The organism is Salmonella sp. SJTUF15570 (genome assembly GCF_043357055.1).
Lineage (GTDB): Bacteria > Pseudomonadota > Gammaproteobacteria > Enterobacterales > Enterobacteriaceae > Salmonella > Salmonella enterica.
Genome location: NZ_JBEUKJ010000007.1, coordinates 62,729 through 83,446 on the forward strand (window position 1 = coordinate 62,729; position 20,718 = coordinate 83,446).

Annotated in this window: 14 protein-coding genes and 1 pseudogene; 10 read left to right on the forward strand and 5 right to left on the reverse strand. The window is 55.3% G+C overall.

From position 1 onward, the window contains the following. Window positions 1-8 precede the first annotated feature (8 nt). Window positions 9-992 carry a dipeptide ABC transporter ATP-binding protein gene (dppD, locus tag ABVN44_RS15415; protein WP_001196509.1) on the forward strand — a complete coding sequence of 328 codons (984 nt, stop codon included), beginning with the start codon at window positions 9-11 and terminating at the stop codon, window positions 990-992. Beyond that, entirely contained in the window at window positions 989-2,002 is a 1,014-nt protein-coding gene (dppF, locus tag ABVN44_RS15420; RefSeq protein ID WP_000103563.1) for a dipeptide ABC transporter ATP-binding subunit DppF, read from the forward strand. Before dppD ends, dppF begins: the two co-directional genes overlap by 4 nt. A gap of 100 nt (window positions 2,003-2,102) precedes the next feature. Here dppF and ABVN44_RS15425 read toward each other — a convergent pair whose 3' ends face one another. Next, window positions 2,103-3,401, reverse strand: a complete 1,299-nt coding sequence (locus ABVN44_RS15425; protein WP_023232381.1) for an aromatic amino acid transport family protein — start codon at window positions 3,399-3,401, stop codon at window positions 2,103-2,105. Between the two features lie 117 nt (window positions 3,402-3,518). Continuing rightward, window positions 3,519-3,671, reverse strand: a pseudogene (locus tag ABVN44_RS15430) (PLP-dependent transferase); the annotation flags it as partial. Window positions 3,672-4,043: 372 nt separating this feature from the next. Here ABVN44_RS15430 and ABVN44_RS15435 point away from each other — a divergent pair. Beyond that, window positions 4,044-4,151, forward strand: coding sequence for a type I toxin-antitoxin system toxin Ldr family protein (locus ABVN44_RS15435; RefSeq protein WP_001537650.1), 108 nt, complete (start codon window positions 4,044-4,046; stop codon window positions 4,149-4,151). An 81-nt stretch (window positions 4,152-4,232) separates the two neighbouring features. Here the strand turns inward: ABVN44_RS15435 and bcsG are convergent, their stop codons facing one another. The 3 genes from bcsG to bcsE are packed head-to-tail and all read right to left on the reverse strand — an operon-like array spanning window position 4,233 to window position 7,668. Next, complete coding sequence (gene bcsG, locus ABVN44_RS15440; RefSeq protein ID WP_000192022.1) at window positions 4,233-5,912, reverse strand: cellulose biosynthesis protein BcsG; 1,680 nt, start codon at window positions 5,910-5,912, stop codon at window positions 4,233-4,235. Next, window positions 5,909-6,100 carry a cellulose biosynthesis protein BcsF gene (bcsF, locus tag ABVN44_RS15445; protein ID WP_000988321.1) on the reverse strand — a complete coding sequence of 64 codons (192 nt, stop codon included), beginning with the start codon at window positions 6,098-6,100 and terminating at the stop codon, window positions 5,909-5,911. Before bcsF ends, bcsG begins: the two co-directional genes overlap by 4 nt. Beyond that, window positions 6,097-7,668 carry a cellulose biosynthesis c-di-GMP-binding protein BcsE gene (bcsE, locus tag ABVN44_RS15450; protein WP_023197652.1) on the reverse strand — a complete coding sequence of 524 codons (1,572 nt, stop codon included), beginning with the start codon at window positions 7,666-7,668 and terminating at the stop codon, window positions 6,097-6,099. The genes bcsF and bcsE overlap by 4 nt, the downstream gene beginning before the upstream one ends. Before the next feature lie 244 nt (window positions 7,669-7,912). On the opposite strand from bcsE, the gene bcsR reads away from it, so the two are divergent. The 7 genes from bcsR (at window position 7,913) to hmsP (ending at window position 20,618) form a co-directional block, all read left to right on the forward strand. Beyond that, the gene (gene bcsR / locus ABVN44_RS15455) at window positions 7,913-8,116 is read left to right on the forward strand and encodes a cellulose biosynthesis protein BcsR (RefSeq protein ID WP_000282616.1); all 204 of its coding nucleotides are present in this window, start codon (window positions 7,913-7,915) and stop codon (window positions 8,114-8,116) included. Continuing rightward, a complete protein-coding gene (gene bcsQ, locus ABVN44_RS15460) occupies window positions 8,117-8,869 on the forward strand; it encodes a cellulose biosynthesis protein BcsQ (protein ID WP_023232380.1) in 753 nt (250 codons plus the stop codon). Beyond that, complete coding sequence (bcsA, locus tag ABVN44_RS15465; RefSeq protein WP_129339415.1) at window positions 8,866-11,490, forward strand: UDP-forming cellulose synthase catalytic subunit; 2,625 nt, start codon at window positions 8,866-8,868, stop codon at window positions 11,488-11,490. The genes bcsQ and bcsA overlap by 4 nt, the downstream gene beginning before the upstream one ends. A gap of 10 nt (window positions 11,491-11,500) precedes the next feature. Further along, the gene (bcsB, locus tag ABVN44_RS15470) at window positions 11,501-13,801 is read left to right on the forward strand and encodes a cellulose biosynthesis cyclic di-GMP-binding regulatory protein BcsB (protein WP_000823809.1); all 2,301 of its coding nucleotides are present in this window, start codon (window positions 11,501-11,503) and stop codon (window positions 13,799-13,801) included. A gap of 3 nt (window positions 13,802-13,804) precedes the next feature. Continuing rightward, window positions 13,805-14,914: a cellulose synthase complex periplasmic endoglucanase BcsZ gene (gene bcsZ / locus ABVN44_RS15475; RefSeq protein ID WP_000988803.1), complete on the forward strand. Its 1,110-nt coding sequence runs from the start codon at window positions 13,805-13,807 to the stop codon at window positions 14,912-14,914. Beyond that, window positions 14,896-18,438: a cellulose synthase complex outer membrane protein BcsC gene (bcsC, locus tag ABVN44_RS15480; RefSeq protein WP_023232294.1), complete on the forward strand. Its 3,543-nt coding sequence runs from the start codon at window positions 14,896-14,898 to the stop codon at window positions 18,436-18,438. Before bcsZ ends, bcsC begins: the two co-directional genes overlap by 19 nt. Window positions 18,439-18,611: 173 nt before the next feature. Further along, on the forward strand, window positions 18,612-20,618 hold the full coding sequence (gene hmsP, locus ABVN44_RS15485; RefSeq protein ID WP_001266363.1) for a biofilm formation regulator HmsP: 2,007 nt from the start codon (window positions 18,612-18,614) through the stop codon (window positions 20,616-20,618). Window positions 20,619-20,718 lie beyond the last annotated feature (100 nt).

Consider the following 20,718-nt stretch of genomic DNA (forward strand, 5'->3'; position numbering starts at 1 on the left):
GGTTCGAGATGGCGTTATTAAATGTAGATCAATTATCGGTGCACTTCGGCGACGAAGGGACACCGTTCAAAGCCGTCGACCGCATTAGCTACAGCGTGAAGCAGGGGGAGGTGGTCGGTATTGTCGGCGAGTCTGGTTCCGGCAAATCCGTCAGCTCGCTGGCGATTATGGGGCTTATCGATTACCCAGGCCGCGTGATGGCGGAAAACCTGCTCTTTAACGGACAGGATCTGAAGCGCATTTCCGAGAAGGAACGTCGCAACCTGGTGGGCGCTGAAGTGGCGATGATTTTCCAGGACCCGATGACCAGCCTCAATCCTTGCTATACCGTTGGCTTTCAGATTATGGAAGCCATCAAGGTACATCAGGGCGGGAACAAGAAAACCCGTCGTCAGCGAGCGATTGACCTGTTGAACCAGGTGGGCATTCCCGATCCGGCCTCTCGTCTGGATGTCTATCCGCACCAGCTTTCTGGCGGCATGAGTCAGCGCGTGATGATTGCGATGGCAATAGCCTGTCGACCAAAGCTGTTAATTGCTGATGAACCGACCACGGCGCTGGATGTGACCATTCAGGCGCAAATTATTGAGCTGCTGCTGGAGTTGCAGCAAAAAGAGAACATGGCGCTGGTGCTGATTACCCATGACCTGGCGCTGGTGGCGGAAGCGGCGCACAAAATTATCGTCATGTACGCCGGGCAGGTCGTCGAAACCGGCGCTGCGCAGGATATTTTCCGCGCGCCGCGTCATCCCTACACGCAGGCACTGCTACGCGCGTTACCAGAGTTTGCTCAGGACAAAGCGCGTCTGGCGTCGCTGCCGGGTGTGGTGCCGGGGAAATATGACCGACCGACGGGTTGTCTGCTTAACCCGCGCTGCCCCTACGCCACGGACAGATGTCGTGCGGAAGAACCTGCTCTCAACCAACTGGACGATGGACGTCAGTCAAAATGTCATTACCCACTCGATGATGCCGGGAGGCCCACACTATGAGCACGCATGAGGCCACCTTGCAACAGCCGCTGTTGCGGGCTATCGACCTGAAAAAACACTATCCGGTGAAGAAGGGGATCTTTTCTCCGGAACGGCTGGTAAAAGCGCTGGACGGCGTGTCGTTTAATCTCGAACGCGGTAAAACGCTGGCCGTAGTGGGGGAGTCCGGTTGTGGAAAATCCACACTGGGTCGCCTGCTGACGATGATTGAAACGCCAACCGGCGGCGAGCTTTATTACCAGGGGCAGGATCTGCTCAAACACGATCCGCACGCGCAGAAACTGCGGCGGCAGAAAATTCAGATTGTGTTTCAGAACCCCTACGGTTCCCTGAATCCACGCAAGAAAGTGGGGCAAATTCTGGAAGAGCCGTTGCTGATCAATACCAGCCTGAGTAAAGCGCAGCGTCGTGAAAAAGCGCTGGCGATGATGGCGAAGGTGGGGCTGAAAACCGAGCACTACGACCGCTATCCGCATATGTTCTCCGGCGGCCAGCGTCAGCGTATCGCTATCGCCCGCGGTCTGATGCTTGATCCGGACGTAGTGATTGCCGACGAACCGGTCTCCGCGCTCGACGTGTCGGTGCGCGCCCAGGTGCTGAACCTGATGATGGATTTGCAACAGGATATGGGGCTGTCTTATGTCTTTATCTCGCACGACCTGTCGGTGGTGGAACACATCGCCGATGAAGTGATGGTCATGTACTTAGGCCGCTGCGTGGAGAAAGGGACCAAAGAGCAGATTTTTAACAATCCACGTCATCCCTATACCCAGGCGTTGCTCTCCGCCACGCCACGGCTGAATCCGGACGATCGCCGTGAGCGGATTAAGCTGACCGGCGAGTTGCCGAGCCCGCTGAACCCGCCGCCGGGCTGCGCCTTCAACGCCCGCTGCAGCCGTCGCTTCGGACCCTGTACGCAGTTACAGCCGCAGCTTAAAGAGTACGACGGCCAGTTGGTGGCCTGCTTTGCCGTCGATCAGGATGAAAATCCGCAGAAACCGCTGAGTTAATTGCGTTTTATGCCGGATGGCGGCTGCGCCTTATCAAGCCTACACCGTACCTGTAGGCCTGGTAAGCGTAGCGCCACCGGGCATGGCTCTCCGGTACGACTTATTCAATCAATTTTAATAACGGCGACAGGCACAACAATATTCCATATAACAGAATAAGCCAGGTTTTCAGGCCGCGTAATTTTTCCAGTTGCGCTACTTTATAAATCAGGAAAAAGGGAATAATACACGCGACAAAGCCATAAAGCGGACTGCCTAACTGGAAAAAGACCAATACTGAGACGCGAAATGAAACCCAGATAACCAGAGTCACCACGATAAAGACACAGATACCAGATGTCAGTAACAGTGGGTTGACGTTTTTGACATCCATAATACGACTCAATACATTCAGTACAATACCTTTAAGCGCTTCGTGAAAACCTAAATAAATACCAAAGAACGCGGTAAGTACGGCAAAAATATTGAGGATGGTGGAGGTAATGTGGATGATATGGCCAGGGATTACCTGAGCTGCCAGTGCAAGGGCGGAAATATTCTGCTCGAACGCTGATACCGCCTCTTCATGGCTAATCGAAAAGGTAAACGAGAACGAGAAAAAGAGAATAATGGCAATCAGCGTAATATAGCTAATGCGGTGCGTGCGAATCGCCATCCGGGTGGCCAGCACACGGTCAGGTTCGCGCTTACGATAGGCGATGTTCATTGGGTTTAGCACCTGAATGAAGACCGCAGAAAAGAAGCAAAATGGGATAGTGAGCAGTACGTCGCGAAAGAAAACCGATGCGGCGGGAAAGGCGGAAATATTATCAAGATTCCAGTGTGGGATCATCGCAAAACCGAATATCAGAATGATCCCGACTTTTACCACCACCATCGGGCCGGAAATTTTAAATAATAGCTTTTCCCCGCCGGAGGCAATCGCCACCAGCACGGCGAAAATCGCGACTTTATAGATAATAGACTGCGAAAGATCGGCCTCAGTAAGGCCGAAGGTTTTGATATAGGAGGCGCTATCAAACACCACCGACAGGGAGTAAATAAACACCCCGTGGATAATCATAAGAAAATAGATTACACCGAGAAAAATGCCCCAGTTTTTGCCAAGATAGTGACTGATAATATCCGTATAATCGTCACAGGTTTCGCTTTCAGATAACGTTTTTAGATAAATATCCTGCACAATATAGGTAGCGGGATAGGCGATGATAAAAGCGGTAATAAATACCCAGATCCCCTTGAGACCGATTTGCACTGGCATTAAGACGGTACCGGCGCCGATCGCCATTCCGATACACAAGAGCACCCAGCCAAAATCATATTTTGTAAACGGTAATCTCGTTGAAAGCGGTGTGGTCGTAGCGTTACTGTTATTTAATGGTAATGTGTCGTCCTGCATAGAGCCCCCTGCCCAAAATATACGCAGCTCTCTCATAAAGAATGCTGCCTATAACCAGGCTATAGTGCCTTGATACCCGATGCGGCAAACCGGTGACAGCGGTTCGCCGAGCAATCGTCAGAATGCTGCTTTTCTGCTGGCGTGTTCAAGGTCATGAATAATATCGTCGGGATCTTCAGGTCCCGCTGAAAGACGGATAAGTTCGTCGGTAATACCTGCTTTTAGCCATTCCTCTGGCGCAACAGGCGAATATGTCATAGACGCAGGATGCTGAACGAGGGTTTCGGTATCACCGGGACTGGCCGCGAGGAGGCATAATTTACAGAATTGAGCGGCTGACTGCCAGCCTCAGAAATGCTGAATGTATTCTGGCAAATAAAAGTAATCGTCTGCGAAGCGTCACGCAGATTGCACGTTAGCGCCGTGCCGGGACGGGGATTTTGCCGTAATATCAGCAGCAAGCCGGGTTTACCCGGTGAGGCGCAATGTTGCGGGGGCTTGATCCCCGGCGGCATAGGTTGCTGGATAGAGAAAACCCCCGCACGTTGACTGGTATAAACCTGGCAACCTGACGGGGGCTAACTTGAACCTCAACACATCAAGGATAGCCGCGAACGGTTGCCATTGCAACAAGGCGGCTATATGACGCTTACGCAGTTGGGCGTGGCCTTCTGGCACGATCTGGCGGCACCGATCATTGCTGGCATTATCGCCAGTGTGATCGTCAACTGGCTACGTGACAGGAAGTAACGCGTTTTGAGCGTTTGTCCGCCGTAATGGCAACATGCGCCCGAACCAGGCCGCAGGGGAAACCTTGCGGCCTTTTTCGGTTTACTGCGGGTAAGGCACCCAGTCGCCGCCATTCAGACGAACGTATGGCTTACCCTGGTACTGAATCACCACCGCATTAGCGTTTTCTGAAACCGGCGCGGTTTGCGGCAGATTGCTGGTCAGCTTGTTCCAGTTCACACTGTCTTCGGTAAAGAGCTTACCGTCCACGGCGCGTACGACCAGTTCGGAAATCGCCAGGTAGCTGCTCGGCTGATTAATATCAATCGGCGCGCCCTCATGCGGGGCTTTCATGCCAAAAAATTTCACGCCCGCCGGGACGTTGGTGATGGAGGGGCTGGGAATATCGCGCAGGCCTGATATCTGCATTCTGTCGCCCTTCAGCGCGCCGCCGTGCTCCGGTACGACGACTACCATCACCTTACGCCCGGATTTCTCCAGTTCGGTAAAGAAAGCATCCAGTTCATCGAACAGTTTCTGCGCGCGGATTTTATAATCCGCCGTTTTGCTGACGCCGGGGAAATGGTTGCCATCGTGCAGCGGCAGCAGGTTAAAGAAAGTCGCGGAGCGGGAATTGGCTTCACGTTCTTCCCCTGTCAACCAGCGGTTCAGGACCGCCAGATCGTCATATACCGGCGAGCCGTCGAATGACAGCAGGGCGGTTGGCAGGCCGGACTGGTTCATCAGTTCACTTTGCATACCACCGTTTTCGCGAACTTCTTTCAGGAAGCCGCCAAATTCACCGTTATGATCCATCATCAGATGCTGAGTAAAACCCAGCTTCGCCAGATTATCAAACAGATAACATTCGTTATCGGCTGGTTGATAAAGTCGGGTATGCGATGGTTGACCACAGCTGGCGCGCAGCAGACGAATGGCCGCCGGGCCGCTGTAAGATGTACCGGAATTAAAGTGTTTAAACAAAATGTCAAAGTGCGACCATAGCGGATGTGACATCAAGCCTGCCGCTTCGACATCCGACCAGGAGAGCGAACAAATATTGATGACCAATAGGTCGAACGGCTGCGCATCAGGCGGAAGCTGCGCCGGGAACGTCGTTTTCCGCTTTTCTTCCGCGGCATAGAAGGTGTTCAACCAGGCGTTCAGATTCGCGGTCGTCGGCGGCGCGGTTTGCGCAGGCATATCGCCGATGACCGGCTTATCGCCCGCTGTCGCGACGGTAGCGGCTGCATTACCGCCAGTCGTCGTCACCGTATCGGTTGGCTGGCCTGCCGGCCACAGCGTAAAAACCGGGCCGGTTAATGTCAGGACATTCAGCCATACCATGATGGCGACCACAAACACCGTGACCCGAATCCACTGCGATAAAAATAGCCAGGCAACCAGCAGTACGAAGATGGCGCCGATCATTTGCCAGTTAATAAAACGGGCGATCAGATCGAGCAGATAACCGGAGCTGAATTCCGCCACCTGCGTCCCCTGGCTCATAATGCTTTGCGGGCCGGGCAGCCAGGTATCATGCCAGAACAGCGCGAAGCCGACGGGAATGGCAATCCAGTGGCGCAACCGGTGAAGGCGATACTTTGGTATTGGCATGAGCAGAAACGCCATGAATACCAGATTCAGTAAAGGATGAAAATTCAGATAGCCTGCCCACAGCAGGCCAAACTTGACCAGAAAATAGAAGTTCCAGCCGGAAAGACCGCGCCAGTATTGCCAGAGCGGAGAAGGCATTGAAGGAGTTTGAGTATGCTGAGTCATTTTTTGTCTGCCTTGACTTTCGTAGCGCGGCGCAGAGTTCCGGCTGGTTTTACATAACGAGGTTTGGCAAATAGCAGCCGGGTCGTATCACTGATACGGCGTAGCGAATGACGCGCCAGATACCCCAGCGGAAAGAAAATCAGCGCGCAAAAAAGAATAATTTGCACGATATCGCTGATGGTCATCATGATGCACGCTCCGCGGTGTCGTCGAGCAATCGCAGGGGTTCAGGAATACGACGCCAGATGCGGCCATCGTGTTCGGCATTTATTACCGGGTCGGCGCGTTTTGCCAGCGGTAGCGGCGTTCCCCACAGTTCCGGCGACAATAAGCGCATCTGCACCAGCTCGGCGCTGATTTGTTTATCTTCGAACCAGACCATACGATTAGAGAAAATATCGCCCGTCGGCAAAGGGAAAATATGGTTTAACGCGGTATCCAGATCGTTGACCCGGCAGAATGATAAAAACAGCACCAGACGGTTGCCGCCGATGGTCATAATATCGCCGGTTCGGCTTGGCCGACATAATGTTAACGCCTGCTCAACCCGAATGCCCGGTACCGGGCGCAGCGCGACCAGAACGCCTTTCCCGTCGGCGGGGAGCAGGGTGTTGCTCATCATCGTATGGATGGCATCGCAAAAGGTATCCCACGGCTGAAAACCGCGCAGTTTCAACGGCTGCGTCATCGACAGTAGCGTGGTGATGTCTTCCGGTACGTAACGGCTGAACTGCTGCCCCTGCACGCTTTCAATAAGCGTCAGGCAGCGTGAAAGCGGGGCGTTCCAGGGAATGATCATATTCGCGCCGCAGCCCAGCAGCAGGCGCTCATCGGTGGCGCGCAAACTGGCGATATTTTCGCGCACGACAATTTTCAGCGCGCTTCCCCGCTGGCGTCGCAAAGTATGAATGCGACGAGCAAGCGGCTCGATTTGGTTGTTCTGTGTAAGCGAAAAAATAATTGTCGCGGCCTGCGCCGTGCGCGCGTCGTTGAATAGCGCTTCGTTATTGTCGAAAAGCGTCCAGTGTTCCGAGAGCGGCGGCGCGCCTTCAAGGACGGCGACGTGGCTAAGAATGCGTTTTTCGTCGCTACGCGGCTGAATTGCCGTCTCCTCCTGATGGGATAGCGTCCAGCGTTCGTCCTGCTGACACAGCAATAACTGCTGTCGGGCGCTGACGCCTTTTTCGTTACACCAGAAGGCAATATCGAACAAATGTTGGTCGCCCTGAAAACGTAAACTGGCGAGGCCAAAAAGTGAGCGATACTCGCCCATCAACAACGAGGACTGTTTATCGCTATTATTACAAGGGTTAATAACCAACAATGAACAGTGATGAAAACGAGTCCATTTATTCATTTTTTCCAGCCATTTATGCAGGCTTTCTGACGTTATATTCCGCCACGTGTTATTTGCACAAATAAGAATGAAAAAGTAATGCGTCGGGTTAACAGAACAAAGCAAATCGTGGGGCAAAGAGTATAGCCCTTTTTCTGAATCCGGCATGGTAAATAAGCGGATTTTCTCCGGACCGTGAGATTCATCTAATTTGATTACTTTGCCAGGATCGCCTTCCATGCCGATGACGGCGACATTTGCATTCTCCGTTTGTGACGCAATCGTTTGATTCACCAGACTGATGGCATCTTGCTGGCGATCGGCGTTAACCCACCAGACGCCGCCGGTTGGCATATGGCGCAGTTCATCCCATAATGATGAGATGCCGAGAGAAAATACGGGGTCCACAGTGTCCCTCATGTCACTATTTTAACTGTTTATCAGTTTACTAGCGAAAGCACAGAAATAAACCTAACATTGAAATTAAAACGCATCAGATTTAGCATGTGAATCAATTTGCCCGGCAGGATGCCCTGTAACTCTGCGCTTTGCATTTTTACACATTATAAATGATGTCACGGAAAGATGAAAAATGCGCGTTCTCCCGTATTGACGACGGGGCGTAATGCTGCCAGTGAGAAATATTTAAAAAGGAGCAACCAGAATGTATAACAATGAACCTGGCGCTCAGTCCGATCCAACGTTGGGCTACACTTTTCAAAATGATTTTCTGGCATTAAGCCAGGCGTTTTCACTACCCGAAATAGATTATACCGATATTTCCCAACGCGAACAGTTGGCGGCGGCGATTAAAAGATGGCCACTTCTGGCTGAATTTGCGCAACCACATTCATTAAGGAAGCCATGAATGGCGATTCTGGGACTGCAGGGCGTGCGCGGCGGGGTGGGAACCACATCTCTCACCGCAGCACTCGCCTGGGCGTTACAAATCTTAGGGGAAAATGTCCTGGTGATTGACGCCAGCCCCGATAACCTGCTGCGCATGTCGTTTAACGTCGACTTCGTCCATCAGGGCGGTTGGGCGCGATCGTTGCTGGACGGCCAGGACTGGCGCGATGCCGGATTACGTTATACCTCGCAGCTTGATCTACTGCCGTTTGGACAGCTCACCGCGCAAGAGCGGGAAAATCCGCAGGCCTGGCAGGAGACGCTGGGAGAGATCGGATCGGCTATCCAGGCGCTGAAAGCGAGCGGGCGTTATAGCTGGATTTTACTGGACTTGTCCTACGGCGCGTCACCGCTGACAGGGCAGCTGGTGAGCCTCTGCGACCATACGCTGGCGATAGCCCGGGTTGACGCTAACTGCCATATTCGCCTTCATCAGCAGGCGTTGCCTGCCGGAGCGCATATTCTGATCAATGACTTACGCATTGGCAGTCAGTTACAGGACGATCTGTACCAGGTCTGGCTGCAAAGCCAGCGCCGGTTGCTGCCCATTGTGATCCATCGCGATGAGGCGATGGCGGAGTGCATGGCGTCGAAACAGCCGTTAGGCGAATATCGCAGCGATTCGTTAGCTGCCGAAGAGGTGTTAACGCTGGCGAACTGGTGCCTGCTGCATGATGCGGGCGACAAAACGTCCGCCGGGAGCCTGCGATGAGCGCCCTTTCCCGGTGGCTGCTTATCCCGCCGGTTAGCGCGCGTTTGAGCGAGCGCTATCAGGGTTACCGCCGCCACGGCGCGTCGCCGTTTAGCGCAGCGCTCGGCTGCCTGTGGACGATTCTGGCGTGGATAGTGTTTCCGCTTGAGCATCCGCGCTGGCAGCGTATTCGCGACGGGCATAAAGCGCTTTATCCGCATATTAACGCCGCCCGCCCGCGCCCGCTGGACCCGGCCCGCTACCTCATTCAGACCCTCTGGCTGGTGATGATCTCGTCGACTAAAGAACGTCATGAACCGCGCTGGCGGTCATTTGCGCGCCTGAAGGACGTTCGTGGACGTTACCATCAATGGATGGATACCTTACCGGAACGGGTGCGCCAAAAGACAACGCATCTGGAAAAGGAAAAAGAGCTGGGACATCTTAGCAACGGCGCCCGGCGTTTTATTCTGGGCGTTATCGTGACTTTTTCACTGATACTGGCGCTGATCTGTATTACGCAGCCATTTAACCCGCTATCGCAATTTATCTTTCTGCTGTTGCTGTGGGGCGTTGCGCTGTTGGTACGACGTATGCCGGGACGCTTTTCCGCACTGATGCTCATCGTGCTGTCGCTAACGGTCTCCTGTCGTTATATCTGGTGGCGCTATACCTCGACGCTAAATTGGGACGACCCGGTCAGTCTGGTGTGCGGGCTGATTCTGCTGTTTGCGGAAACCTACGCCTGGATTGTGCTGGTGCTGGGGTACTTCCAGGTGGTGTGGCCGTTAAATCGTCAACCGGTGCCGTTGCCGAAAGAGATGTCGCAGTGGCCGACGGTGGATATTTTTGTACCGACCTATAACGAAGACCTTAATGTGGTCAAAAATACCATTTACGCTTCGCTTGGCATTGACTGGCCGAAGGACAAGCTGAATATCTGGATCCTTGATGACGGCGGGCGTGAATCATTTCGTCAGTTTGCCCGACATGTTGGCGTGCATTACATTGCCCGCGCCACGCATGAACACGCCAAAGCCGGCAACATCAACAATGCGCTAAAACACGCGAAAGGCGAGTTTGTGGCGATCTTCGATTGCGACCATGTGCCGACACGCTCGTTTCTGCAAATGACAATGGGCTGGTTCCTGAAAGAAAAACAGCTGGCGATGATGCAGACGCCGCATCATTTCTTCTCCCCGGACCCGTTTGAGCGCAACCTGGGACGTTTTCGTAAAACGCCTAACGAAGGCACGCTGTTTTACGGACTGGTACAGGACGGTAACGATATGTGGGACGCCACTTTCTTTTGCGGATCGTGCGCGGTGATTCGCCGTAAGCCGCTGGATGAGATTGGCGGTATCGCCGTTGAGACGGTGACGGAAGATGCGCATACTTCGCTCCGGCTGCACCGGCGAGGTTATACCTCAGCGTATATGCGCATTCTGCAGGCGGCGGGGCTGGCGACGGAAAGCCTGTCGGCGCATATCGGGCAGCGTATTCGTTGGGCGCGGGGCATGGTGCAAATTTTCCGCCTCGATAACCCTCTGTTTGGTAAAGGCTTAAAACTGGCGCAGCGGCTGTGCTACCTCAACGCGATGTTCCATTTCTTGTCCGGCATTCCGCGCCTGATCTTTCTGACCGCGCCGCTGGCTTTTCTGCTGCTGCACGCCTATATCATTTATGCGCCTGCGTTGATGATTGCGCTATTTGTGATACCGCACATGGTCCACGCCAGCCTGACTAACTCGAAGATTCAGGGCAAGTATCGTCACTCTTTCTGGAGTGAAATCTATGAAACGGTACTGGCATGGTATATCGCACCGCCGACTCTGGTCGCGTTGATCAATCCGCACAAAGGGAAATTTAACGTCACGGCGAAAGGCGGGCTGGTGGAAGAGAAGTACGTCGACTGGGTAATCTCGCGTCCGTATATCTTCCTTGTCTTGCTTAACCTGCTCGGCGTGGCGGCGGGCGTATGGCGATACTATTACGGGCCGGAAAATGAAACGCTGACCGTCATCGTTAGCCTGGTGTGGGTCTTCTATAACCTGGTCATTCTCGGCGGCGCGGTTGCGGTTTCGGTAGAGAGTAAACAGGTCAGGCGCGCGCATCGGGTCGAGATTGCCATGCCGGGGGCCATCGCCCGCGAAGATGGACATTTGTTCTCCTGTACCGTACATGACTTCTCCGACGGCGGGTTAGGCATCAAGATCAACGGTCAGGCGCAGGTGCTGGAAGGGCAGAAAGTGAATCTGTTGCTTAAACGCGGGCAGCAGGAATATGTCTTTCCAACGCAGGTGGTGCGCGTAACGGGCAATGAGGTCGGGCTACAACTGATGCCGCTCACCACCAAACAACATATTGATTTTGTGCAGTGTACCTTCGCGCGCGCCGATACGTGGGCGCTTTGGCAAGATAGCTTCCCGGAAGATAAACCGCTGGAAAGCTTGCTGGATATTCTGAAGCTGGGCTTCCGCGGATATCGCCACCTCGCGGAATTCGCGCCGCCTTCAGTAAAAGTAATTTTCCGATCGTTGACGGCGTTAATTGCCTGGATTGTATCGTTTATTCCGCGTCGCCCGGAGCGGCAAGCGGCGATACAGCCGTCGGATCGGGTTATGGCTCAGGCTCAACAATGATGATAATGCGATGAAAAGAAAATTGTCCTGGATGTGTGCGGCGGTAATAGGATTAAGCGCGTTTCCTGCTTTCATGACGGCGGCGGCGCCTGCTACGCCGCCATTGATAAATGCTGAACCCACCGAGCCTGCGCCGTCGCCCGCAACTGAGGCGCCCGTCGTGGCGCAGACCGCGCCTTCGCGCGAGGTCAAGCTGACCTTTGCGCAAATCGCGCCGCCGCCGGGTAGTATGGCGCTGCGTGGCGTTAACCCTAACGGCGGCATTGAATTTGGTATGCGCAGCGATGAAGTGGCGTCGAAAGCGGTGCTGAATCTGGAATATACGCCCTCGCCGTCGCTCCTGCCGGTTCAGTCGCAGCTCAAGGTTTATCTCAATGATGAACTGATGGGCGTACTGCCGGTGACAAAAGAGCAGTTGGGGAAAAAGACGCTGGCGCAGGTACCTATCAATCCGCTATTTATCACCGACTTTAACCGGGTGCGGCTGGAGTTTGTCGGCCACTATCGCGACGTGTGTGAAAATCCGGCCAGCAGTACTCTGTGGTTAGACATCGGGCGAAATAGCGCCCTGGATCTGACCTATAACATGCTGGCGGTGAATAACGATCTGTCCCACTTCCCGGTGCCGTTTTTTGATCCGCGGGATAACCGTCCGGTGACGTTGCCGATAGTGTTTGCTGATATGCCTGATCTGGCGCAGCAGCAGGCAGCTTCTATTGTCGCGTCCTGGTTTGGCTCGCGGGCGGGCTGGCGCGGTCAGCGCTTCCCGGTGTTGTATAATCACCTGCCGGATCGCAATGCGATCGTGTTCGCCACCAACGATCGACGCCCCGATTTCCTGCGCGATCATCCTGCGGTTAACGCGCCGGTTATCGAGATGATGAGCCATCCGGATAATCCGTATGTGAAGTTGCTGATCGTGTTTGGTCGAGATGATAAAGACCTGTTGCAGGCGGCAAAAGGTATCGCGCAAGGGAATATTCTCTTCCGTGGTTCCAGCGTGGTGGTCAACGATGTAAAACCGCTGCTGGCGCGCAAACCGTATGATGCGCCGAACTGGGTGCGTACCGATCGCCCGGTCACTTTTGGCGAGCTGAAAACCTATGAAGAGCAGCTCCAGTCGAGTGGGCTGGAGCCGGCGCCCATCAACGTTTCTTTGAATCTGCCGCCGGACCTCTATTTGCTGCGTAGCAACGGTATTGATATGGATCTCAACTACCGTTACACCTCGCCGCCGACCAAAGACAGTTCACGGCTGGATATCAGTCTGAATAACCAGTTCCTGCAAGCCTTTAGTCTTAACAGCACGCAGGAAACTAATCGACTCCTGTTGCGCCTGCCGGTACTTCAGGGACTGCTGGATGGTAAAACGGATGTGTCTATTCCGGCGCTCAAACTGGGGGCGATGAACCAACTACGTTTTGACTTCCGCTACATGAATCCGATGCCGGGCGGGTCGGTGGACAACTGTATTACCTTCCAGCCGGTACCGAATCATGTGGTGATAGGGGATGATTCCACTATCGATTTTTCGAAATATTACCACTTTATCGCGATGCCGGATTTACGCGCGTTCGCCAATGCGGGTTTCCCGTTCAGCCGGATGGCCGACTTGTCTGACACGCTGGCGGTGATGCCGAAGACCCCAACCGAAGCGCAAATGGAAACGCTGCTGAATACGGTCGGCGCCATTGGCGGGCAGACCGGTTTCCCGGCAATTAATCTGACCATCACCGATGATAGCGCTCAGATAGCCGACAAAGACGCCGATCTGCTGATTATTGGCGCTATTCCGGGCAAGCTAAAAGACGATAAGCGTATCGATCTGTTGGTGCAGGCGACACAAAGCTGGGTAAAAACCCCGATGCGGCAGACCGCTTTCCCGTCGATTATGCCGGATGAGGCCGATCGCGCGGCGGATGCGCAGTCCACCGTCACCGCCAGCGGCCCGATGGCGGCGGTGGTGGGCTTCCAGTCGCCGTTTAATGATCAGCGCAGCGTGATTGCTCTGCTGGCTGACAGCCCGCGCGGTTACCAGCTACTGAACGACGCCGTGAACGACAGCGGTAAACGCGCCGCGATGTTTGGTTCCGTGGCGGTGATCCGCGAGTCCGGCGTTCACAGTCTGCGCGTTGGCGATATCTATTACGTCGGACATCTGCCGTGGTTTGAGCGGCTGTGGTATGCGCTGGCGAATCACCCGGTGCTGCTGGCGGTACTGGCGGCCCTCAGTGTGGTATTACTGGCGTGGGTATTGTGGCGTCTGCTACGTATTCTCAGTCGCCGTCGTCTCGACCCTGACCATGAGTAACGCATGATGACTATGCTGCGCGGATGGATAACGATGATCGTCATGCTGACGGCAATAAATGCGCAGGCAGCGTGTAGCTGGCCTGCGTGGGAACAGTTCAAGAAAGATTACATTAGCCAGCAGGGACGCGTTATCGATCCGGGCGATGCGCGAAAAATTACCACCTCCGAAGGGCAAAGCTACGCCATGTTCTTTGCCCTGGCAGCGAACGATCGACCGGCGTTCGCGCAACTGTTTAACTGGACGCAAAACAATCTGGCGCAGGGATCGCTGCGTGAACATCTGCCCGCCTGGCTGTGGGGACAAAAAGATCCCGACACCTGGTCGGTGCTGGACAGCAACTCCGCGTCCGACGGCGATATCTGGATGGCATGGTCGCTGCTGGAGGCTGGTCGTCTGTGGAAAGAGACGCGTTATACCGAGGTGGGCACGGCGTTGCTAAAACGCATCGCCCGCGAAGAGGTCGTGAATGTGCCGGGGCTGGGCTCAATGCTGCTACCTGGCAAAATCGGCTTTGCCGAGGCGAATAGCTGGCGTTTTAACCCAAGCTATCTGCCGCCGCAGTTGGCGCAATACTTTAGCCGTTTTGGCGCGCCGTGGTCGACGCTACGGGAAACCAATTTGCGGCTTTTGCTGGAAACCGCGCCGAAAGGTTTCTCGCCGGACTGGGTGCGTTATGAAAGCAAGCAAGGCTGGCAGTTGAAAGCGGAAAAGACGCTGATCAGTAGCTACGATGCGATTCGCGTCTATTTATGGACGGGAATGATGCATGATGGCGATCCGCAAAAAGCGCGTTTACTGGCGCGATTTAAACCGATGGCGACGTTAACGATGAAAAACGGCGTTCCACCGGAGAAAGTGGATGTCGTCAGCGGGAATGCGCAAGGGACGGGGCCGGTCGGGTTTTCCGCCGCTTTACTGCCTTTCCTGCAAAATCGCGACGCCCAGGCCGTGCAGCGACAGCGGGTCGCAGACCATTTTCCTGGCAGCGATGCCTATTACAACTATGTGCTGACTCTCTTTGGACAAGGCTGGGATCAGCACCGTTTTCGCTTCACCGTCAAAGGTGAATTATTACCTGACTGGGGCCAGGAATGCGTAAGTTCACGTTAAGTCTCATGCACGCTTTTTTGCCGGCTGGCGGTCGAAACGCCTTACCTGGCAAAAGGGGCGTTTCTCGGGCATTGTTGGGGTTATCGCTTGGTATGGCGCTAACACCGCTTGCCGGCGCAGCGACCTCCGCGCAGCAACAGTTGCTGGAGCAGGTTCGGCTGGGCGAGGCCACGCACCGTGAGGACTTAGTCCGTCAGTCGCTCTATCGCCTGGAGCTGATCGACCCCAATGATCCACAGGTTATCGCTGCCCGTTTCCGCTATCTGTTGCGCCAGGGGGATAGCGACGGGGCACAGAAACTACTTGACCGGCTGGCGCAACTGGCGCCGGAGTCGACGGCGTATCAATCTTCCCGCACCGCGATGCTGCTCTCCACGCCGCAAGGACGCCAGTCTTTGCAGGAGGCGCGTTTACTGGCGACGACCGGCCATACTGAACAAGCGATCGCCAGCTACGACAAGCTGTTTAAAGGTTATCCGCCGGAGGGCGAACTGGCGGTCGAATACTGGACGACCGTGGCGAAATTGCCCGCCCGCCGTCACGAAGCGATTAACCAGCTACAGAAAATTAATGCCGTCAGTCCGGGTAATAACGCTCTGCAAAATGCGCTGGCGCAACTGTTGTTCGCCAGCGGGCGGCGCGATGAGGGATTCGCGGTGCTAAAACAGATGGCGAAATCCAGTACGGGACGCAGCGCGGCCTCCGCCATCTGGTACCAGCAGATAAAAGATCTCCCGGTTAGCGACGCCAGCGTAAAAGCGTTGCAAGACTATCTGACGCAGTTTAGCGAAGGCGATAGCGTGTCTGCCGCCCGCGCCCAGCTTAGCGAGCAGCAAAAACAGTTAGCCGATCCGGCGTTCCGCGCGCGCTCGCAGGGCATCGCGGCGGTTAATGCCGGAGAAGGCGGTAAGGCCATTGCGCAATTGCAGCAGGCGGTAAGCGCCCGGCAGGACGACAGTGAGGCGGTCGGCGCGCTGGGGCAGGCATACTCACAGCGTGGCGATCGCGCCCGCGCCGTCGCTCAGTTTGAAAAGGCGCTGGCGATGGCGCCGCACAGCAGCAGCCGCGATAAGTGGGAGAGTCTGCTGAAGGTCAATCGCTACTGGCTGTTAATTCAGCAGGGCGACGCGGCCTTAAAAGCGAATAATCTGGCCCAGGCGGAGCGTTTCTATCAGCAGGCGCGAGCAGTGGATAACACCGACAGCTACGCGGTGCTGGGGCTGGGGGATGTGGCGATGGCGCGCAAAGATAATGCCGCCGCCGAACGTTATTATCAGCAGACGCTGCGTATGGACAGCGGTAATACCAATGCTGTACGCGGGCTGGCGAATCTTTATCGCCAGCAGTCGCCGCAAAAAGCCGCCGCGTTTATCGCTTCTCTTTCCGCCAGCCAGCGGCGCAGTATCGACGATATCGAACGCAGTCTGGAAAATGACCGTCTGGCGCAGCAGGCGGAAACGCTGGAAAGCGAGGGCAAATGGGCGCAGGCCGCAGAACTCCACCGTCGTCGGCTGGCATTAGATCCGGGGAGCGTGTGGGTAACGTACCGACTGTCACGCGATCTGTGGCAGGCCGGGCAGCACGCCCAGGCCGATGCGCAAATGCGCTCTCTGGCGCAACAGAAGCCAAACGATCCGGAACAGGTCTATGCTTATGGGCTTTATCTTTCCGGCAGCGATCGGGACCGGGCGGCGCTGGCGCATCTCAATACCCTACCGACCAACCAGTGGAACAGCAATATTCAGGAACTGGCGGGCCGATTGCAAAGTAACCAGGTGCTGGAAAGCGCTAACCGCTTGCGCGATAGCGGCAAAGAACGCGAAGCGGAAGCGTTGTTACGTCAGCAGCCGCCCTCTACGCGCATTGCGTTAACGTTGGCGGACTGGGCGCAGCAGCGTGGCGATAATGCGGCGGCCCGCGCCGCTTATGACGCCGTTCTGGCGCGGGAACCGGATAATGTCGATGCCATGCTGGGGCGGGTGGAAATCGACATCGCACAGGGCGATAACGCCGCGGCGCGCGCTCAACTGGCGGCGCTGCCTGCGTCGCAAATCACCTCTATTAACATGCAGCGCCGCGTCGCGCTGGCGCAGCTCCAGCTTGGCGATATCACGGCGGCAGCGCGGACCTTCAACCGCATTACGCCGCAGGCAAAAGCACAGCCGCCATCAATGGAAAGCGCGATGGTATTGCGTGACGCCGCCGCTTTTCAGGCGCAAACGGGCGAGCCGCAGCGGGCGCTGGAGACCTACAAAGACGCAATGGTCGCCGCGGCGATTACGCCGGTTCGTCCCCAGGATAACGATACCTTTACCCGCCTGACGCGCAATGATGAAAAAGATGACTGGCTAAAACGCGGCGTGCGTAGCGATGCGGCGGAGTTGTACCGTCAGCAGGATCTTAATGTCACGTTGGCGCACGATTATTGGGGGTCGAGCGGGACTGGCGGCTACTCCGATCTGAAGGCGCATACCACGATGCTTCAGGTGGATGCGCCCTGGTCGGACGGACGGGCGTTCTTTCGTACTGATATGGTGAATATGGATGTTGGCCGTTTCTCTACGGATGCGGACGGAAAATACGATAATAACTGGGGTACCTGTACGCTGGAGAAATGCAGCGGACATCGTAGCCAGGCCGATACGGGCGCGAGCGTGGCGGTCGGCTGGCAGAATGAGACCTGGCGCTGGGATATCGGCACGACGCCGATGGGCTTTAATGTCGTTGATGTGGTCGGTGGCGTCAGCTATAGCGACGATATCGGGCCGTTGGGTTATACCCTGAACGCGCATCGTCGCCCGATCTCCAGCTCGCTGCTGGCGTTTGGCGGACAAAAGGACGCCAGCAGCAATACCGGCACCAAATGGGGCGGCGTGCGGGCCAACGGCGGCGGCGTCAGTCTCAGCTATGATAAAGGCGAAGCAAACGGTGTCTGGGCGTCGCTCAGCGGCGACCAGTTGAGCGGTAAAAATGTGGAAGATAACTGGCGCGTGCGCTGGATGACCGGTTATTACTATAAGGTGATTAACGAGAATAACCGCCGCGTTACCGTCGGGCTGAATAACATGATCTGGCATTACGACAAAGATCTGAGCGGTTATTCACTGGGTCAGGGCGGTTATTATAGCCCGCAGGAATACCTGTCGTTTGCGGTGCCGGTGATGTGGCGGCAGCGTACGGAAAACTGGTCGTGGGAGCTAGGCGGCTCGGTATCCTGGTCGCACTCCCGCACCCGTACCATGCCGCGTTATCCGCTGATGAATTTGATCCCGGCGGATTATCAGGAGGATGCGCGTGACCAGACCAACGGCGGCGGCAGCAGCCAGGGATTTGGCTATACCGCGCGGGCGCTCATTGAACGCCGGGTCACTGCCAACTGGTTTGTGGGTACGGCTGTCGATATTCAGCAGGCGAAAGATTATACCCCCAGTCATCTGCTGCTGTATGTCCGTTATTCCGCGGCGGGCTGGCAGGGGGATATGGATTTACCGCCGCAGCCTCTGGTGCCTTACGCTGACTGGTAATCATTGCGTCAGGCCTACGAATTGACAGGCGTCGTAGGCCTGAGAAGCGCAGCGCCATCAGACGCTATCATTAACCGTTATTCAGAAAAGTCCTTTTCAGATACAGCCTCTCTTAATGCCGCTGCAATCGGGTATACTCAGGCGGCAGTCCGGGATATCCAGGGAGAGTCAATTTGCGCGTCAGCCGCTCGTTAACAATTAAACAGATGGCAATGGTTGCGGCCGTTGTCATGGTGTTTGTTTTTGTCTTTTGCACCGTTTTGTTGTTCCATCTGGTACAGCAGAACCGCTACAACACGGCTACGCAACTGGAAAGCATCGCGCGATCTGTTCGGGAACCTCTTTCTTCCGCGATTTTAAAAGCGGATCTCCCCGGCGCGGAAACCATTCTGGAAAGTATTAAACCTGCGGGCGTGGTGAGTCGCGCCGATGTGGTATTGCCGAATCAGTTCCAGGCGTTGCGTAAGCGCTTCATTCCTGAACGCCCCGTCCCGGTTATGGTGACGCGTCTCTTCGAACTGCCGGTACAAATTTCTTTACCGGTTTATTCGCTGGAGCGTCCCGCCAATCCGCAACCGCTGGCCTACCTTGTATTGCAGGCGGATTCGTACCGTATGTACAAGTTCGTCATGAGCGCGCTCTCTACGTTAGTGACCATTTACTTACTTCTATCGCTGATCCTGACGGTGGCCATCGCCTGGTGCGTAAACCGCCTGATTGTGCATCCGCTGCGCAAAATCGCCCGCGAGCTGAACGACATTCCGCAGCAGGAGCTGATCGGACATCAGCTGGCGTTGCCGCGTCTGCATCAGGATGATGAAATTGGGATGCTGGTGCGCAGCTATAACCTCAACCAGCAGCTTATGCAGCGTCAACGCGAGGAGCAAACGGACAACGCGATGCGTTTTCCGGTTTCCGAGCTGCCCAATAAAGCCTTTTTAATGGCATTGCTGGAACAGGTTATCACCCGCCAACAAACCACCGCGCTTATCATCGTGACGTGCGAAACGTTGCGTGACACGGCAGGCGTGCTGCAAGAAACGCAGCGGGAGATTCTATTACTGACGCTGGTTGAGAAGCTGAAGTCGGTGCTGGCGCCGCGCATGGTGCTTACGCAGGTCAGCGGGTATGACTTTGCCATTATCGCCCACGGCGTTAAAGAGCCGTGGCACGCCATCACATTAGGTCAGCAAATACTCACTATCATTAATGAACGACTGCCCATCCAGGGTATTCAACTGCGCCCAAGCTGCAGTATTGGCATTGCGATGTATTATGGCGATCTGACCGCCGAAGAGCTCTATGGTCGCGCCGTCTCCGCCGCGTTTACCGCGCGCCGAAAAGGTAAAAATCAGATCCAGTTCTTTGACCCGGCGCAGATGGAGGCCGCTCAACAGCGCCTTACCGAAGAGAGCGATATCCTTACCGCGCTGGATAACCATCAGTTTGCCATTTGGTTGCAGCCGCAGGTCGAGATGCGCAGCGGCAACGTATTAAGCGCCGAAGCCTTGTTACGTATGCAACAGCCGGACGGTAGCTGGGAATTGCCGGAGGGGCTGATTGAGCGCATTGAATCCTGCGGCCTGATGGTCACGGTGGGCTATTGGGTGCTGGAAGAGTCCTGCCGCCAGCTTGCCGCCTGGCAGGAGCGCGGCGTGACATTGCCGCTCTCCGTCAATCTTTCCGCGTTACAGCTCATGCACCCTGGCATGGTGTCGGAGCTGCTGGAATTGTTAAACCGCTATCGTATTCAACCGGGTACGCTGATTCTTGAGGTCACTGAAAGCCGCCGTATCGACGATCCGCACGCTGCCGTCGCTATCTTACGTCCGTTACGTAATGCTGGCGTGCGTATCGCACTGGATGATTTTGGCATGGGTTACGCGGGGCTGCGCCAGTTACAGCATATGAAGTCGCTACCGGTCGATATCCTTAAAATTGATAAAATGTTTGTCGATGGGTTACCGGATGATCACAGTATGGTGACGGCGATTATTCTGATGGCCCGCAGTCTTAATTTACAATTGATTGCCGAGGGCGTGGAGAACGAGGCGCAACGCGCGTGGCTGGAACAGGCGGGAGTCAACGTCGCGCAAGGCTTCCTGTTTGCTCGGCCCGTTCCCGCGGATATCTTTGAAGAACGGTATCTGTCGCACGAAAATCCTGATTACAAAAGTTAAAAAAGGTCGCGCTTGTGCGAGCCAGCTCAAACTTTTTAACATTTTTGTTTCAATTATGATCCTGGCGCATTTCTGTCATGTTGTGTGGGTGTTATTTTAA

Coding starts and splice junctions, on each gene's coding strand:
- bcsQ (WP_023232380.1), top strand. CDS start 8,117: ATGGCGATTCTGGGACTGCAGGGCGTGCGCGGCGGGGTGGGAACCACA.
- bcsR (WP_000282616.1), top strand. CDS start 7,913: ATGTATAACAATGAACCTGGCGCTCAGTCCGATCCAACGTTGGGCTAC.
- bcsF (WP_000988321.1), bottom strand. CDS start 6,100: ATGATGACCATCAGCGATATCGTGCAAATTATTCTTTTTTGCGCGCTG.
- bcsZ (WP_000988803.1), top strand. CDS start 13,805: ATGATGACTATGCTGCGCGGATGGATAACGATGATCGTCATGCTGACG.
- dppF (WP_000103563.1), top strand. CDS start 989: ATGAGCACGCATGAGGCCACCTTGCAACAGCCGCTGTTGCGGGCTATC.
- bcsB (WP_000823809.1), top strand. CDS start 11,501: ATGAAAAGAAAATTGTCCTGGATGTGTGCGGCGGTAATAGGATTAAGC.
- ABVN44_RS15435 (WP_001537650.1), top strand. CDS start 4,044: ATGACGCTTACGCAGTTGGGCGTGGCCTTCTGGCACGATCTGGCGGCA.
- bcsG (WP_000192022.1), bottom strand. CDS start 5,912: ATGACTCAGCATACTCAAACTCCTTCAATGCCTTCTCCGCTCTGGCAA.
- bcsA (WP_129339415.1), top strand. CDS start 8,866: ATGAGCGCCCTTTCCCGGTGGCTGCTTATCCCGCCGGTTAGCGCGCGT.
- dppD (WP_001196509.1), top strand. CDS start 9: ATGGCGTTATTAAATGTAGATCAATTATCGGTGCACTTCGGCGACGAA.
- bcsE (WP_023197652.1), bottom strand. CDS start 7,668: ATGAGGGACACTGTGGACCCCGTATTTTCTCTCGGCATCTCATCATTA.
- bcsC (WP_023232294.1), top strand. CDS start 14,896: ATGCGTAAGTTCACGTTAAGTCTCATGCACGCTTTTTTGCCGGCTGGC.
- ABVN44_RS15425 (WP_023232381.1), bottom strand. CDS start 3,401: ATGCAGGACGACACATTACCATTAAATAACAGTAACGCTACGACCACA.